The 16,103-nt window shown below is 66.7% G+C and carries 14 protein-coding genes, 1 tRNA gene and 1 pseudogene; 8 read left to right on the top strand and 8 right to left on the bottom strand.

Annotated elements, in window-relative coordinates; translation table 11 throughout:
- Nucleotides 1-211 precede the first annotated feature (211 nt).
- The 4 genes from secA (at nt 212) to J5T34_RS13270 (ending at nt 5,735) form a co-directional block, all read left to right on the top strand.
- The gene (gene secA, locus J5T34_RS13285; RefSeq protein ID WP_208580146.1) at nt 212-2,986 is read left to right on the top strand and encodes a preprotein translocase subunit SecA; all 2,775 of its coding nucleotides are present in this window, start codon (nt 212-214) and stop codon (nt 2,984-2,986) included.
- Between the two features lie 95 nt (nt 2,987-3,081).
- Nucleotides 3,082-4,311, top strand: a complete 1,230-nt coding sequence (gene argJ, locus J5T34_RS13280) for a bifunctional glutamate N-acetyltransferase/amino-acid acetyltransferase ArgJ (protein ID WP_208580145.1) — start codon at nt 3,082-3,084, stop codon at nt 4,309-4,311.
- A gap of 123 nt (nt 4,312-4,434) precedes the next feature.
- A complete protein-coding gene (locus J5T34_RS13275) occupies nt 4,435-5,334 on the top strand; it encodes an ATP-binding protein (RefSeq protein ID WP_208580144.1) in 900 nt (299 codons plus the stop codon).
- Nucleotides 5,331-5,735 carry an NUDIX domain-containing protein gene (locus J5T34_RS13270; RefSeq protein ID WP_208580143.1) on the top strand — a complete coding sequence of 135 codons (405 nt, stop codon included), beginning with the start codon at nt 5,331-5,333 and terminating at the stop codon, nt 5,733-5,735. The genes J5T34_RS13275 and J5T34_RS13270 overlap by 4 nt, the downstream gene beginning before the upstream one ends.
- A gap of 59 nt (nt 5,736-5,794) precedes the next feature.
- On the opposite strand, the gene J5T34_RS13265 is transcribed toward J5T34_RS13270, so the two are convergent.
- The 8 genes and pseudogenes from J5T34_RS13265 to ispB all read right to left on the bottom strand — a co-directional run bounded on the left by J5T34_RS13265 (nt 5,795) and on the right by ispB (nt 12,411).
- Entirely contained in the window at nt 5,795-5,983 is a 189-nt protein-coding gene (locus J5T34_RS13265; RefSeq protein ID WP_208580142.1) for a DNA gyrase inhibitor YacG, read from the bottom strand.
- A 6-nt stretch (nt 5,984-5,989) separates the two neighbouring features.
- Nucleotides 5,990-6,748 carry a cell division protein ZapD gene (gene zapD, locus J5T34_RS13260; protein WP_174104629.1) on the bottom strand — a complete coding sequence of 253 codons (759 nt, stop codon included), beginning with the start codon at nt 6,746-6,748 and terminating at the stop codon, nt 5,990-5,992.
- A gap of 248 nt (nt 6,749-6,996) precedes the next feature.
- Nucleotides 6,997-7,629: a dephospho-CoA kinase gene (gene coaE, locus J5T34_RS13255; protein ID WP_208580141.1), complete on the bottom strand. Its 633-nt coding sequence runs from the start codon at nt 7,627-7,629 to the stop codon at nt 6,997-6,999.
- A gap of 74 nt (nt 7,630-7,703) precedes the next feature.
- Nucleotides 7,704-8,645: a prepilin peptidase gene (locus J5T34_RS13250; RefSeq protein WP_279633763.1), complete on the bottom strand. Its 942-nt coding sequence runs from the start codon at nt 8,643-8,645 to the stop codon at nt 7,704-7,706.
- Between the two features lies 1 nt (nt 8,646).
- On the bottom strand, nt 8,647-9,771 hold the full coding sequence (locus J5T34_RS13245) for a type II secretion system F family protein (RefSeq protein ID WP_208580140.1): 1,125 nt from the start codon (nt 9,769-9,771) through the stop codon (nt 8,647-8,649).
- Nucleotides 9,772-9,791: 20 nt separating this feature from the next.
- A pseudogene (locus tag J5T34_RS13240) lies at nt 9,792-11,078 on the bottom strand (ATPase, T2SS/T4P/T4SS family); the annotation flags it as partial.
- 306 nt (nt 11,079-11,384) lie between these two features.
- Nucleotides 11,385-11,461, bottom strand: a tRNA-Pro gene (locus J5T34_RS13235).
- A 20-nt stretch (nt 11,462-11,481) separates the two neighbouring features.
- Nucleotides 11,482-12,411: an octaprenyl diphosphate synthase gene (gene ispB, locus J5T34_RS13230; RefSeq protein ID WP_174104687.1), complete on the bottom strand. Its 930-nt coding sequence runs from the start codon at nt 12,409-12,411 to the stop codon at nt 11,482-11,484.
- Nucleotides 12,412-12,964: 553 nt separating this feature from the next.
- On the opposite strand from ispB, the gene rplU reads away from it, so the two are divergent.
- The 4 genes from rplU (at nt 12,965) to proB (ending at nt 16,023) form a co-directional block, all read left to right on the top strand.
- On the top strand, nt 12,965-13,276 hold the full coding sequence (rplU, locus tag J5T34_RS13225; protein WP_006576525.1) for a 50S ribosomal protein L21: 312 nt from the start codon (nt 12,965-12,967) through the stop codon (nt 13,274-13,276).
- Between the two features lie 66 nt (nt 13,277-13,342).
- Nucleotides 13,343-13,603 carry a 50S ribosomal protein L27 gene (gene rpmA, locus J5T34_RS13220; RefSeq protein WP_053822556.1) on the top strand — a complete coding sequence of 87 codons (261 nt, stop codon included), beginning with the start codon at nt 13,343-13,345 and terminating at the stop codon, nt 13,601-13,603.
- Nucleotides 13,604-13,740: 137 nt separating this feature from the next.
- Nucleotides 13,741-14,838 (top strand): Obg family GTPase CgtA, encoded by a 1,098-nt coding sequence (cgtA, locus tag J5T34_RS13215; RefSeq protein WP_208580139.1) that lies wholly within the window; start codon nt 13,741-13,743, stop codon nt 14,836-14,838.
- Between the two features lie 60 nt (nt 14,839-14,898).
- On the top strand, nt 14,899-16,023 hold the full coding sequence (gene proB, locus J5T34_RS13210; RefSeq protein ID WP_208580138.1) for a glutamate 5-kinase: 1,125 nt from the start codon (nt 14,899-14,901) through the stop codon (nt 16,021-16,023).
- The last annotated feature ends 80 nt before the right edge of the window (nt 16,024-16,103 follow it).

Raw genomic sequence — 16,103 nt, 5'->3', positions numbered from 1 at the left:
GCGCCCCGGTGCCGTGCGCGAGACACCGTGCCGGCACGGTCCGGACCCGCGCGCGGCGTACCGGAACCGCGGCGGATTCGCCCACGGAACCGCCCGCCGCGCGTGATAAACTCGGCGTTTTGCGCTAATCCTCTCTTCGCCACGCGCGCTTCCCGTCCGGCCATGCGGCACGGACGGCAGGACCGCAATCGTGCGCAGGTGACACCAATCGATGATCACGGGCCTTCTCAAGAAAGTCTTCGGCAGCCGTAACGAGCGGCTGATCAAACAATATCGACGGACAGTCGAGCGGATCAACGCGCTGGAGCCGAAGTTCGAAGCGCTGTCGGACGACGAACTGCGCGGCATGACCGAGCAGTTCCGCCAGCGCCATGCCGGCGGCGAATCGCTGGAATCGCTGTTGCCCGAAGCCTTCGCGGTCTGCCGCGAGGCCAGCAAGCGCGTGATGAAGATGCGCCATTTCGACGTGCAGCTGATCGGCGGCATGGTGCTGAACGACAACAAGATCGCCGAGATGCGAACCGGCGAGGGCAAGACCCTGACTGCGACGCTGGCGGTCTACCTGAACGCGCTGACCGGCAAGGGCGTGCACGTGGTCACGGTCAACGACTACCTGGCCCAGCGCGATGCCGAATGGATGGGCCGGCTGTACAACTTCCTCGGTCTGTCGGTCGGCGTCAACCTGTCGCAGATGCCGCACGACCAGAAGCAGGCGGCCTACAACAGCGACATCACCTACGGCACCAACAACGAATTCGGCTTCGACTACCTGCGCGACAACATGGTCTACGACCCGGGTCAGCGCGTGCAGCGGCCGTTGCACTATGCGATCGTCGACGAGGTCGACTCGATCCTGATCGACGAGGCGCGCACCCCGCTGATCATCTCGGGCCAGGCGGAGAACCACACCGACCTGTACCAGCGCATGAACGGCATCCCGAAGCTGCTCGAGCGCCAGATCGGCGAGGAGAAGGCCGACGGCACCGGCGTCGAGAAGCCGGGCGACTACTACGTCGACGAGAAGGCGCACCAGGTCTACCTGACCGAGGCCGGCCACGAGAAGGCCGAGCAGATCATGGCCCAGCTGGGCCTGATCGGCGAGGGCGAGTCGCTGTACGCGCCGCAGAACATCACGCTGATGCACCATCTGTACGCGGCCCTGCGTGCGCACAGCCTGTTCCATCGCGACCAGCACTATGTGGTGCAGAACGATGAGGTCGTGATCGTCGACGAGTTCACCGGCCGCCTGATGACCGGCCGCCGCTGGTCCGACGGCCTGCACCAGGCCGTCGAGGCCAAGGAAGGCGTCACCATCCAGCAGGAAAACCAGACGCTGGCGACGATCACCTTCCAGAACTACTTCCGCATGTACGAGAAGCTGGCCGGCATGACCGGCACGGCCGATACCGAAGCGTACGAGTTCCAGGAGATCTACGGCCTGGAAGTGGTCGTGATCCCGACCAACAAGCCGACCCAGCGCAAGGACTTCCAGGACCAGATCTACAAGACCGGCAAGGAGCGCTACGACGCCGTGGTGCGCGATATCCGCGACTGCTACGAGCGCGGCCAGCCGGTGCTGGTCGGCACCACGTCGATCGAGACCTCGGAATACCTGTCGGACCTGCTGAACAAGGAAAAGCTGCCGCACCAGGTGCTCAACGCCAAGCAGCACGAGCGCGAGGCCGAGATCGTCGCGCAGGCGGGCCGGCCGAAGATGATCACCATCGCCACCAACATGGCCGGCCGCGGTACCGACATCGTGCTGGGCGGCAATGTCGAGAAGCAGGCCGGCTTCATCGAGGCCGATGCGAATCTGTCCGCCGAGGAAAAGGCCGCGCGCATCGCGCAGCTGAAGTCGGAATGGCAGTCGCTGCACGAGCAGGTCAAGGCCGCGGGCGGCCTGCATATCGTCGGCACCGAGCGACACGAATCGCGCCGGATCGACAACCAGCTGCGCGGCCGTGCCGGCCGCCAGGGCGACCCGGGTTCGTCGCGCTTCTATCTGTCGCTGGACGACCAGCTGCTGCGCATCTTCGCCGGCGACCGCGTGCGCGCGATCATGGACCGCCTGAAGATGCCTGAGGGCGAGCCGATCGAGGCCGGCATCGTGACGCGCTCGATCGAATCGGCGCAGCGCAAGGTCGAGGGCCGCAACTTCGATATCCGCAAGCAGCTGCTGCAGTACGACGACGTCGCCAACGACCAGCGCAAGGAAATCTACAAGCTGCGCAACGAGGTGCTGGAGGCGCAGGACGTCGGCGAGATGATCAAGAGCCTGCGCGAGGGCGTGCTGGTCGATCTGTTCCGCGAGTACGTGCCGGCCGAATCGATGGAAGAGCAGTGGGACATCGCCGGCCTGGAGAAGCGTCTGCGCGACGACTTCGGCCTGGAGCTGCCGCTGGCGCAGACCATCGAGAACGCGCAGAGCATCGAGGACGAGGAACTGCTGCAGATGATCGTTTCGGCCGCGGCCGAGCGCTACGAGGCCAAGGTCGCGCAGGTCGGCCGCGAGGCCTTCGCCGGCTTCGAGCGGTCGGTGATGCTGCAGAGCATCGACACGCACTGGCGCGAGCATCTGGCCGCGCTGGACCATCTGCGCCAGGGCATCCATCTGCGCGGCTATGCGCAGAAGGATCCGAAGCAGGAATACAAGCGCGAGTCGTTCGAACTGTTCGCGCGTCTGCTGGACGTGATCAAGAGCGAAGTCACGCGCATCGTCTTCAACGTCCAGATCCAGTCGCCGGAAGAGCTCGAGCATGCCTCGGAGCAGATCGAGGACGATCTGGCGCACGTGGGCAATGTGCGATACCAGCATGACGAGTTCGGCGGCGCCGGCCCCGACACCGGCGAGCGCGCGATCGCGGCGGCGGCACGCGGCGCCCGCGACGACAGCGAAGTGGCGACCATGCCCCGCGTCGGCCGCAACGACCCCTGCCCGTGCGGCTCGGGCAAGAAGTTCAAGCAGTGCCACGGCCGGCTGAGCTAAGCCGGACACTGGGCACCGGGCACTGAGCCCCGGTCACTGAGCCCCGGTCACTGAGCATCAGGCATCAGGTATCGCATCGAAGCAAGGAATCGAACATGGCCGTCAACTTGCCGCTGCCGCAGGCAGAGAATCTGAAACCGGTCGCCGGCGTCGAGCTCGGCTGGGCTGAAGCGGGCATCCGCAAGGCCAACCGCAAGGACGTGCTGGTGGTGCGCCTGGCCGAAGGCAGCACGGTGGCCGGCGTCTTCACGCGCAACCGTTTCTGCGCCGCGCCGGTGCAGGTCTGCCGCGAGCATCTGGCGTCCGGCCGCGGCATCCGCGCGCTGGTGATCAACACCGGCAACGCCAATGCCGGCACCGGCGAACCGGGCCTGGCCAATGCGCGCGCGACCTGCGAGGCGGTCGCTGGCGCGCTGGGCATCGGCGCCGATCAGGTGCTGCCGTTCTCGACCGGCGTGATCCTCGAACCGCTGCCGATGGACCGTCTGCTGGCCGGCGTGCCCAAGGCGATCGCCAATGCGCGCGAGGACAACTGGCTGGCGGCGGCCGAATCGATCATGACCACCGACACGCAGCCGAAGGCGGCGTCGCGCACGGTGACGATCGGCGGCAAGACCGTCACGCTGACCGGCATCAGCAAGGGTGCCGGCATGATCAAGCCGAATATGGCGACGATGCTGGGCTTTATCGCGACGGACGCGACCGTGGCCCAACCGGTGCTGCAGGCGCTGGTGTCGCACGCGGCCGATCATTCGTTCAACAGCATCACGATCGACGGCGATACCTCGACCAACGATTCCTTCGTGCTGATCGCCACCGGCCGCGCCGGCGCCCCCGCGATCGAGCGCGCCGACGGTGCCGACTTCGAGGCGCTGCGCGACGCGGTGACGTCGCTGGCGCAGGAGCTCGCGCAGATGATCGTGCGCGACGGCGAAGGCGCGACCAAGCTGATGACGATCCAGGTCGAAGGCGGACGCGATGTCGCCGAATGCCGGCAGATCGCCTATGCGGTGGCCCACTCGCCGCTGGTCAAGACCGCGTTCTACGCCTCCGATCCCAATCTGGGCCGGATTCTCGCTGCGGTCGGCTATGCCGGCGTCGACGATCTCGACGTTGGCGGCGTCAATCTGTGGCTCGACGATGTCTGGGTGGCGAAGGACGGCGGCCGCCATCCCGAATACCGCGAGGAAGACGGCCAGCGCGTGATGAAGCAGGCCGAGATCACGGTGCGCATCGCGCTCGGCCGCGGCAACGCCACGGCCACGGTCTGGACCTGCGACCTGTCGCACGACTACGTATCGATCAACGCGGACTATCGCTCCTGATTGCTGCCTGACGATGCCTTGCCGCCTGGCGAGGCATCGCCCGCGACAAGGGCCCGGCATCGGCCCATCGTCCTCGCCTCGCCGTTCCGCTTCTCCATCTCCCGCCTTTCCGGATTGCCGCCAATGTCCGATCTCGCCTCCCGTCTCGACCAATTTCTCGCCCGGCTCGAACAGTGGCTGCCGCCGCAGCTGACCGAGGCGGACTGGCAGCAGGCCGTCGCCTTCCGCTGGCGCAAGCGGCAGAGTCTGTTCGGCAATATCGGTTATCTGCAGGCCATCCGGCAGCTGCCGCCGATCCATCTGGACGATCTGAAGAACATCGAGCGTCAGAAGGACGCCATCGTCGCCAATACACGCCAGTTCGTGCACAAGCTGCCGGCCAACAACGTGCTGCTGACCGGCGCGCGCGGCACCGGCAAGTCGTCGCTGATCAAGGCCTGCCTGAACGCCTTCGTCGGCGAGGGGCTGCGTCTGGTCGAAGTCGACAAGGCCGATCTCGGCGATCTGGGCGATATCGTCGAGCAGCTGACGCAGCGGCCGGAACGCTTCGTGATCTTCTGCGACGACCTGTCGTTCGAGGATGGCGAATCGGGCTACAAGTCGCTGAAGTCCGCGCTCGACGGCTCGGTCGCCGCGCAGTCGGACAACGTGCTGGTCTATGCGACCTCGAATCGCCGCCATCTGCTGCCCGAATACATGAAGGACAACGAGACCTATCAGCACACCGCGGATGGCGAGATCCATCCCGGCGAGGTGGTCGAGGAAAAGATCTCGCTGTCCGAGCGCTTCGGCCTGTGGCTGTCGTTCTATCCGCCGAAGCAGGACGAATACCTGAATATCGTCGCGCACTGGCTGCGCCAGTTCGGCTGCAGCGAGGACGATATCGCGGCGGCGCGCGGCGATGCGCTGGTGTGGGCGCTGGAGCGCGGCTCGCGCTCGGGGCGGGTCGCCTGGCAGTTCGCGCGCGATTGGGGCGGCAAGCACGGCAAGCCCTACGGTGCGCACCAGGGCGAGCCGGCATGAGCGGCGGGCGCAAGGTCACCGAGGTCGCGGTCGGCGTGCTGGTACGCCCGGACGGCCGCTTCCTGCTGGCGCAGCGGCCGGCCGGCAAGCCGTACGAGGGCTACTGGGAGTTTCCGGGCGGCAAGCTCGAAGCGGGCGAGTCCGTCGAAGCGGCGCTGGCGCGCGAGCTGCACGAGGAACTGGGGCTGGACATCACGGCCTCGACCCGCTGGCACGTGCTGGAGCACGATTACCCGCACGCCTACGTGCGGCTGCACTTCTGCAAGGTCACCGGATGGGACGGCGAGCCGGTCGGGCGCGAAGGCCAGGCCTTCTCGTGGGAGCAGGTGCCCGTCAGCGTCGGGCCGTTGCTGCCGGCGACGATTCCGGTGGTCGAGTGGCTGGGGGAGGAGGCGGCCTGAAGGCCGGCTCTGGCCGAGCGTGGGCGCTCTTTGGCTGAGCGTGGGCGCTCAGTCGTCGCTCAGTCGTCGTCCCGGTCCTGCTGGTCCTCGGTCGGAGCGGCCGGCTTGCCCTCGATCACGTATTTCTCGGAGGCCCAGGCCCCCAGGTCGATTTGCTTGCAACGTTCGGAGCAGAAGGGGCGGAACTTGTTTTCCGGCGCCCAAACCACGTCCTTGCCACAGGTCGGGCATTTGACTACGGATGGCATGGCAAATCAGAAATTGCAGAGTTTGAGCAGGAAGGGGATGTCGGCATCGACCGAGCGCGGTCGCATATCGCCATCCTGCTGGGTGAAGCGCACCCACAGCATGTACTTGTTGGCGCTCATCTCGGGGATGAAGGCCAGCAGCGAATCGTCGAGCAGCACCTGCATCAGCTGGTAGCTGCGGCCGGACAGCATCTGCTGATAGCTGCCGCCGGTGGCGATCACCTTGCCGCTCTGGCCGGACTCGCGCAATAGCTTCAGCACGGCGTCGGTGCCCACGCGCAGCGGAATCAGCGGACGGACCCACTTCAGGATGTCGGCGCGCCGTTCCTCCGCCGGCCGATGCTGCCAGGCGTAGTACGACGGCAAGTCGAATTCGCAGGTGCCGCCGGGGATGATCGCGCGGCTGCGGATGCTGGTCAGCCACTCGTTGTCGGTCAGCAGCTGGCCCGCCTTGCCGACGGTCTGGTTCAGCTGCGAGATGGCTTGCTCGAGTTCGCCGATCACGGCGTCCAGCGTCTGCTGATCGATCTGCGGGCTCGAGCGCAGCGCGGTCAGCGCCTGCCGCTGGCGATCGAGCTCCTTGATCAGATCGGTTTTCAGATCGGCGCGGCCCGCGACGTCGATGATCTCGAACAGCGTGGTCAGCGCGACATGATGCTGCAGCGCATGTTCCTGTCCGAGAAAGTACTCCAGCCGATCGAACAGGTCCTCCAGACGCAGGAGTGTCCTGATGCGTTCGTTGAAAGGATATTCGTACAGAATCAAGGGGAAGTCCGTGCAGCGCGGCGTCGGCCAGCTTGCCGGCCCGGTGCTGGATTCGACAGACGAATCGGCTCAGGCTGGCGCGCGAGGCGATCGGTACAGAATGCATGCGAAGCTCGCATGCGGCCGTATGCATGCACTTGGCAGCATATTCCAACGCATTCTATGCGAGACCGCGCGCAAGGACAATGAAACGCCGCCGATGGTGGCCTCGGGATCGCCTGATGCGCAGCGATGTGCGTCAGTGCGGTTCAGCCCGCGGCAGATGTCGGCGACGCGGGCTTCATCGCGCGATAGCGGCGATCGAGCGCCTCGACCTGCGGAGGCAGCGCTTCGACGGGACCGTCGTTGTCGATCACATCGTCGGCCACCGCCAGCCGCTGCGCGCGCGTCGCCTGCCTCGCCATGATGGCCTCGACTTGCTCGCGCGAGAAACCGTTGCGTGACATCACGCGGGCGATCTGCGTGGCTTCGCTGCAATCGACCACCAGCACGCGGTCGACGCGCTCGCGCCAGCGGCCGGACTCGACCAGCAGCGGCACCACATGGATCAGATAGGGATGGGCACCGCCCGTGCGAATCTGTGCCGCCCGCTGTTCGGTGACCTCGCGGATCAGCGGATGCGTGATCGCTTCGAGGCGCGCCTTGGCGGTCGGATCGGAGAACACCAGCGCGCGCATCGCATCGCGATCCATCGCACCGTCGGCGCGCAGACATGCAGGACCGAAGGCCTCGACCAGCGCGGGAATCGCCGCGCCGCCGGGCGCGGTGATCTCGTGTGCGATCAGATCGGTATCGATCAGCGCGGCGCCGCGCTCGGCGAACAGATCGGCGACGCGGCTCTTGCCGGAGCCGATGCCTCCGGTCAATCCGATTTCCAGCATATGTCTCCAGGTGAGTGGGGCGTTGGGGTGGCGTTGGTCGTCAGTGAGTCGGGCGCTGCGGAGCATCGCCGGCGTCAGCGGGTCATCACCGCGCCCGCTTCGATCGCGGCGCCCGGCGCCAATGCCGGCAGCAGCCAGTCGGCGCCCGCGAACAGCACCAGCAATCCGGCGCCGGCAATAAACGGCCCGAACGGGAACGGCGTATCGCGATCGTGTCGGTGCAGCGCGATCTTGGCAAGACCGTACACCAGTCCGACCACCGACGACAGCAGCACCAGCGCGGGCAGCGCCTGCCAGCCGAACCAGCCGCCGAGCGCCGCCATCAGCTTGAAGTCGCCATAGCCCATGCCCTCCTTGCCGCGCAGCAGCTTGAACAGCCAATAGGTGGTCCACAACAGCAGATAACCGGCGACCGCGCCGATCACCGCGTCGCCGATCGGCGCGAACAGACCCGTCAGGTTCAGCAGCAGGCCCAGCCACAGCAGCGGCTGCGTGATCTGGTCCGGCAACAGTTGGGTGTCGGCATCGATCAGCGCCAGCGACAGCAGCGACCAGATCAGCACCATCGCGGCCAGCGCCTGCCAGGTCGGCCCGAAATGCCAGGCCGCCAGCGCGCACAGCGCGGCGCTCGCCAGCTCGACGGCGGGATAGCGCAGGCCGATCGGCTTGCTGCAGGCCGAGCAACGCCCGCCCAGCAGCAGATAGCCCAGCACCGGAATGTTTTCCCACGGCGCGATCGCATGGCCGCAATGCGGGCACGACGAGCGCGGCACCATCAGGTCATAGCGTTCGGGGTAGGGCGCGGGCTCGTGGCGCAGCGCGGCCAGATAATTCGCCTCCTCGCGCTCCATCATGCGCGGCAGCCGATGCACGACCACGTTCAGGAAGCTGCCGACCACCAGCCCGAGCAACGCCGCCGCGCTCAGCAGAAACCACGGCGGCAGGGCCGCCAGCGCGGCGATGGTCCAGGTACCGGCCGGCATGACCGCGTTCCAGTTCGACAGGAAGCCTTGCATCTCAGACCACCTGCGCCAGCTTGAAGATCGGCAGATACATCGCGATCACCAGCGCGCCGATCAGCACGCCCAGCACCACGACGATCAGCGGCTCGACCATGCCGGCGAGCGCGGCGACGTCCTCGTCGACCTCACGCTCGCAGCATTGCGCGACATGCAGCAGCATCGTGTCGAGCGCGCCGGATTCCTCGCCGATGCGGGTCATCTGCAGCGCCATCGGGTCGAACACGGCGCTGGCGCGCATCGCCGTGGCGAGGCTGGCGCCGCAACGCACGGCACGTTCGATCCGCCGGGTGGCGTCGCGATACACGCGATTGCCGGCCGCCCCCGCGACCAGCGCCATCGCCTCGACCAGCGGCGTGCCCGCAGCGGACAGCGTCGCCAGCGTGCGCGTCCAGCGCGCCACCGCCGCCTTGCGGAGCAGCGGACCGGCCACCGGCAAGCGCAGCATCGCCCGGTCGCGTGCATGGCGCAGCGACGCCGAGCGGCGCAGCGCATGCCGCAGGCTCAGCCACGCCAGCGGCGGCAGGGCCAGCAGCATTTGCCAGTGCGCGACAAGGCCATCGGACAGCGCGATCACGAATTGCGTCGGCGCGGGCAGTTGGGCGCCGGCACCGAAGCCGACAAAGACCTGTTTGAAGGCGGGAATCACGAACAGCATCAGGATCGTCATCACGGCGGCGGCCACTGCCAGCACCACCAGCGGATAGCGCAGCGCGGCCCTTACCTGGCGGCGCAGCGCAATCGACTGTTCCAGGCAGGCACACAGCCGGTCCAGCATGCTGCCCAGCGCGCCGCCTTGTTCGCCGGCGTCGACGAGATTGCAGTAGAGCGCGTCGAACGTGCGGGGATGTCGGCGCATGGCCTGAGCCAGGCCGCTCCCGCTTTCGATGTCGCCGCGCAGTTGCGTCAGCAGGTGGCGCCAGGCGGGATCGCCATGGCCGCGCGCGATGATGTCGAGCGCCGGCAGCAGCGGCACGCTCGCGCCCAGCAGCGTCGACAGTTGCCGCGTGAAGCGCGCAATGTCGTCGACGCGGAATCGTGGTGGCGCGGTCGTGCGCGCCACGGCGGGAAGGCGGACCGCGGCGCGCGGTGCGGGGGCCGCCATGGTGGACCCGGATGGCATGATCGTTCGGTCGATCTTCGTTATGGATGGGTGGTCGCCAGCACCTCGGCCAGCGAGGTCGTGCCCGCCCTGACCTTGAGCAGCCCGGCCTCGCGCAACGATAGCACGCCCTCGCGACGCGCCTGCTGCGCTAGCGCCCGCGCACTGCCGCGCGACAGGATGATGCCCTGCATCGCGTCGGAGACGGGCATCACCTGGTGGATGCCGCAGCGGCCGCGATAGCCGCTGCCGCGGCAGGCGGCGCAGCCGACCGGCTCGCAGGGCTGCCAGTCCCCGTCGAGCAGGGCGTCCGCGAAGCCGGCCTCGCGCAGCGCGGCCAGCGGGAACGTGCCGGGCCGTTTGCAGGCGCACAGCATGCGGGCCAGCCGCTGCGCCGTGATGACCAGCACGCTGGCAGCCAGGTGGAAGGGGGCGACGCCCAGCTGCGCCAACCGTGTGAGCGTGCCCGGCGCATCGTTGGTATGCAGCGTCGACAAGACCAGATGGCCAGTCTGCGCTGCCTTGACTGCGATGTCGGCGGTCTCCGCGTCGCGGATTTCGCCGACCATGATCACGTCCGGGTCCTGGCGCAGCAACGCGCGCAGCACGGTCGGAAAGCCCAGGCCGACCTTGTCGTGGATATTGACCTGATTGATGCCGGCCAGCTGGATTTCGGCCGGATCCTCGGCCGTCGCGATATTGCGCTCGTCCTGGTTCAGCAGATTCAGGAAGGCGTACAGCGAGACGGTCTTGCCGCTGCCCGTCGGGCCGGTGACGAGGACCATGCCGTGGGGTCGGCGCAGGCGCTCGAGCAGCATGGCGAGCTGCGCCGGTTCGAAGCCGAGGCCTTCCATGTCGAGCCGCACGCCGGACGCGGCCAGCATGCGCAGCACGATCTTTTCGCCGAACAGCGTCGGCAGCGTCGATACGCGCAGGTCGACCGCGCGTGCTGCTGTGCCTTCCGGCGCCGCCTCGCCGTCGCGCCGCGGTATCACAAAGCGCATGCGGCCATCCTGCGGCACGCGTTTCTCGGCGATGTCGAGCCGGGCCAGCACCTTGATCCGCGTCGCGATGCGGTCGCGTATTTCCAGCGGCGGACGCGCGACCTCGTGCAGCAGCCCGTCGATGCGAAAGCGCACGCGGTAGAAGCTTTCGTACGGCTCGAAGTGCAGATCCGAGGCTCCGCGCCGGCACGCCTCGCTCAGCAGCTTCTGGACGAAGCGCACCACGGGCGCATCGTCGACCTCGTCACCGCCGCGTGGACCACGGTGGCCGCGCTGGCTGCCATCGCTCGATGGCATGGCGGGGTCGTATTCGATCGGCGCATCGGCGGTGGCGATCATGGCGGGCAGGGCGCAGTGGAGGAGGGGGCCAGTGTGCGATGCGGGGGGCCGGAGACGGAATGCGCGCAGTCTCAAAATGGACCGCACCGTGCGAGCCGGAGCGTGAGCCAAAGCCCAAAGCTCAAAGCTCAAAGCTCAAAGCTCAAAGCTCAAAGCTCAAAGCTCAAAGCTCAAAGCTCAAAGCTCAAAGCTCAAAGCTCAAAGCTCAAAGCTCAAAGCTCAAAGCTCAAAGCCAAAGGACCCACCAAAGCAAAAGGGCCGTGCATCGCTGCACGGCCCTTTCGGAAAAACTGGTCGGGGTGAGAGGATTCGAACCTCCGGCCTCTACGTCCCGAACGTAGCGCTCTACCAGGCTAAGCTACACCCCGTTTTCGTTTCCGCTGCGGCGTCAGGACTGACGTTGCAGCGAGAAAGCACATAACTTTATCAGTGTTTCCTTCAGTTGTGAAGGGGGAAATTGCATTGCGGCACGTTCGGCTGCATCGGCCTCGCGTTTTGCGGCCTCGAAGGTCGCATCCAGGGCCCCGCATTGATGGATGGCCGAGAACACCGCGTCGAAGTGTTCGGTGCCGCCCTGGACGATCGCCTCGCGCGCCAGCGTGCGTTGCTCGGCGGTGCCATGTTCCATCAGATGCAGCAGCGGCAGCGTCGGCTTGCCCTCGCGCAGATCGTCGCCGGCGTTCTTGCCCATCTGCTCCGCGCTGGCGGTGTAGTCGAGCATGTCGTCGATCAGCTGGAAGGCGGTGCCGATGCGGCGGCCGTATTCTGCGGCGGCTTCTTCCATCGCCGCGTCGGCGCCCGCCAGTACCGCGCCCAGCTGGGCGGAGGCCTCGAACAGCTTGGCGGTCTTGTAGCGGATCACCTGCAGATAGCGCTCCACCGTGACGTCGGGGTCGTGCATGTTGAGCAGCTGCAGCACCTCGCCCTCGGCGATCACGTTGGTCGCGTCCGACAGGATCTGCATGATCCGCATGCTGCCGGCGTCGACCATCATCTGGAAGGCGCGCGAATAGAGGAAGTCGCCGACCAGCACGCTGGCGGCATTGCCAAACACCGCGTTGGCGGTCTGGCGGCCGCGCCGCAGCTCGGACTCGTCGACCACGTCGTCGTGCAGCAGCGTGGCGGTGTGGATGAATTCCACCACCGCGGCCAGTTCGTGATGGCGGTGTCCGTCATAGCCGAGGGCGCGTGCGGACAGCAGCAGGATCACGGGACGCAGGCGCTTGCCGCCCGCGCCGATGATGTATTCGCCGATCTGTTCGATCAGTGGCACTTCGGAAGACAGGCGCTGCCGGATGACTGCATCGACGGCGCGCATGTCGGCAGCGACCGGAGCGAGCAAGGCAGAGGCGGAAGACTCGGACAAGATGATCACCGTTACGCAGAACGAGCGATTATATGCGATGGCCGTGTCCAGATGGCTTGCCGTGCGCGCGATTGCCGCGCGGTTCGGGGGCAGGCGGGTTCGGCTCGGCCAGCCTCGCGACGTCGAGGCGGCGCCTGAACCGACGCCTATAATGCGCGCATGAACAAGCCCGCCGCTTCCGATGGCCATGGCCGCCGCCCGTCCCGCCGCCTCGCGTGGTGGGTCGCCTTCGCCGCTCTGGCGGGATTCCTGCTGGCCGAGGCCACCTGACCGCCGGCTCGGGTAAGTGCATTGCCCGCCCCTGCAGGGCTATGTGTTTGTTTTCTTTGCACTTTTCCCGCTGCTCGTATAGAATGCCGAGTTTCCTCCGGCTGAACTGCTGTTGTTGCGTCCGTGCCGGCGGGAGATAACCGGGCCGAAAGCGCGTTGCATGGCCGCTTCGCCTAGCCGCGAAGCCACGCCAGTGCTGGCTTTTGGGCGTTTATTCACATCGAGAGGTTCGACAATGTACGCGGTCGTAAAAACCGGCGGCAAGCAATACAAGGTTGCTGCTGGCGAAAAACTGAAAGTAGAACAGATACCGGCAGACATTGGCGCAGAAATCACGCTCGACCAAGTGCTCGCAGTGGGCGCTGGCGACCAGATCAAGTTTGGTACGCCGCTGGTCAGCGGGGCTTCCGTCAAAGCTACCGTTATCTCCCAAGGTCGTCACGACAAGGTGAAGATCTTCAAGATGCGCCGTCGCAAGCATTACCAGAAGCGTCAAGGCCATCGCCAGAATTACACCGAACTGCGCATCGAAGCGATCGTTGCCTGAGTCCACGCGGACGGCAACGAGACAGCAAATCGAGCGACATTCAGGTATAGCGACAGGAGTTAAGTCATGGCACAGAAAAAAGGCGGCGGTTCCACACGGAACGGCCGCGATTCCGAATCGAAGCGTCTGGGCGTGAAGGTGTTTGGTGGCCAGGCCATCAACGCCGGCGGCATCATCGTCCGCCAGCGCGGTACCCGCGTGCATGCCGGCGAGAACGTCGGCGTGGGCAAGGACCACACCCTCTTCGCCCTGGTTGACGGCCACGTGAAGTTCGCCGTCAAGGGCGCTGCCAAGAAGCAGCAGGTCAGCGTCGTTCCGGCAGCCTGACCACTGCCTTGCAGCACGAAGGCCCCGCAACCCTTGCGGGGCTTTTTCTTTTCTGGCGACAATGTCGAACGTCGCCCGCCGCCGGCAGCGCCTGACCAGGTCTTTCGTCGCGGCACGCTCCATCACGGATAGTCATCATGAAGTTCATCGACGAAGCCCGAATCGAAGTCATTGCCGGCAATGGGGGCAATGGCAGCGCGTCGTTCCGGCGCGAGAAGTTTGTGCCGTTCGGCGGGCCGGACGGCGGCGATGGCGGCCGTGGCGGCAGCGTCTACGCGGTGGCCGATCGCAACATCAACACGCTGATCGATTTCCGCTACGCCAAGAAGCACGTCGCCCGCAACGGCGAGAACGGCCGCGGCTCGGACTGCTATGGCGCCGCCGGCGAGGACGTGACGCTGCGCATGCCGGTCGGCACGCTGATCACCGACATGGACAGCGGCGAAGTCATCGCCGACCTGACCGAGCATGGTCAGAAGGTCTGCCTGGCCGAAGGCGGCATCGGCGGCTGGGGCAATCTGCATTTCAAGTCCAGTACCAACCGCGCGCCGCGCCAGCAGGTCGACGGCAAGCCGGGCGAGCGCCGCATGCTCAAGCTGGAGCTGAAGGTGCTGGCCGACGTGGGCCTGCTGGGCATGCCCAATGCCGGCAAGTCGACCTTCATCTCGCACGTCTCCAATGCGCGGCCCAAGGTGGCGGACTATCCGTTCACCACGCTGCATCCGAACCTCGGCGTGGTGCGTGTCGACCATGAGCAATCGTTCGTGATCGCCGATATCCCCGGGCTGATCGAGGGGGCCGCCGAGGGTGCCGGCCTGGGCCATCAGTTCCTGCGCCATCTGCAGCGCACCGGGCTGCTGCTGCATATCGTCGATCTGGCGCCGTTCGACGAATCCGTCGATCCGGTCGCCGAGGCGCGCGCCATTGTCAACGAGCTGAAGAAGTACGATGCCGATCTGTACGAGAAGCCGCGCTGGCTGGTGCTGAACAAGCTCGACATGGTTCCCGAGGACGAGCGCGAGGCGCGCGTCAAGGACTTCATCAAGCGCTACAAGTGGAAGGGGCCGGTGTTCCGCATCTCGGCGCTGACCGGCGAGGGCTGCCGCGAACTGACCTATGCGATCAAGGACCATCTGGCCGCGCTGAAGGCCGAGGAGGCCGCGGCGCTGGCCGAGCCGGACGTGCGTCTGGACGAGCGGCTGCACAACGTCGATCGCGACGGACAACAAGGCTGACTTCGCGCCCGATCCCAAGCCAGATCCTTGCCCGGCACGACCCCATTTCAGGAGACAGAGTTGCCCACCCAATCGGTCATCGCGCAGGCCAGGCGCATCGTCGTCAAGGTCGGATCCAGCCTCGTCACCAATGACGGCAAGGGGCTGGACCACGACGCCATCGCCCGCTGGGCGGCGCAGATCGCCAGGCTGCGCACCGCCGGCAAGGAAGTCGTGCTGGTCAGTTCGGGGGCGATCGCCGAGGGCATGCAGCGGCTGGGGTGGGTACGGCGTCCGCGCGAGATCCACGAACTGCAGGCGGCCGCCGCGGTCGGGCAGATGGGCTTGGCGCAGGTCTACGAAAGCCAGTTCGGCCGCTATGGCATCCGCACCGCGCAGGTGTTGCTGACCCATGCCGACCTGGCCGACCGCGAGCGCTATCTGAATGCCCGCTCGACGCTGCTGACGCTGCTCGGGCTCGGCGTGGTGCCGATCATCAACGAGAACGACACGGTCGTCACCGACGAAATCAAGTTCGGCGACAACGATACGCTGGGCGCGCTGGTGACCAACCTGATCGAGGGCGACGCGCTGGTGATCCTGACCGACCAGCGGGGGCTCTACACCGCCGATCCGCGCAAGGACCCGGCCGCCGAATTCGTCCACGAGGCGCTGGCCGGCACGCTGGAACTCGAAGCGATGGCCGGCGGTGCCGGTACCGCGATCGGGCGCGGCGGCATGTTGACCAAGATCCTGGCGGCCAAGCGCGCCGCCAAGTCCGGGGCGCATACCGTGATCGCGTCGGGACGCGAGGCCGACGTGCTGGCGAGGCTGGCCGGCGGCGAGGCGATCGGCACGCAGCTGCTGGCGCCGACCGGGCGGCTGACCGCGCGCAAGCAATGGATGGCCGACCATCTGCAGTTGCGCGGACGCGTCGTCATCGATGCCGGCGCGGTCGACAAGCTGACCGCAGGCGGCAAGTCGCTGCTGCCGATCGGCGTCGTGGAGGTGCAGGGCGAGTTCGCGCGCGGCGAGGTCATCGCCTGCGTCGATGCCCAGGGGCGCGAGGTCGCGCGCGGCCTGACCAACTATTCAAGCGCCGAGGCGCGGCTGATCGCCCGCAAGCCGTCATCGGAAATCGAATCGGTGCTCGGCCATCTGAACGAGCCCGAGCTGATTCATCGGGACAATCTGGTGCTGGTCTGACACAGCGGGGCACGCAGTGCAAAGAAGGGCAAATCGCCGCCCTTCGGCCTTGATCCCCGACCGGTACGCCCGGTCCGTCC

The sequence above is a fragment of the Cupriavidus gilardii genome, from assembly GCF_017598945.1.
Classification (GTDB): Bacteria; Pseudomonadota; Gammaproteobacteria; order Burkholderiales; family Burkholderiaceae; genus Cupriavidus; species Cupriavidus gilardii_E.
The sequence above is the reverse complement of the archived record's forward strand: the minus strand, read 5'-3'. Positions and strand labels throughout refer to the sequence as shown.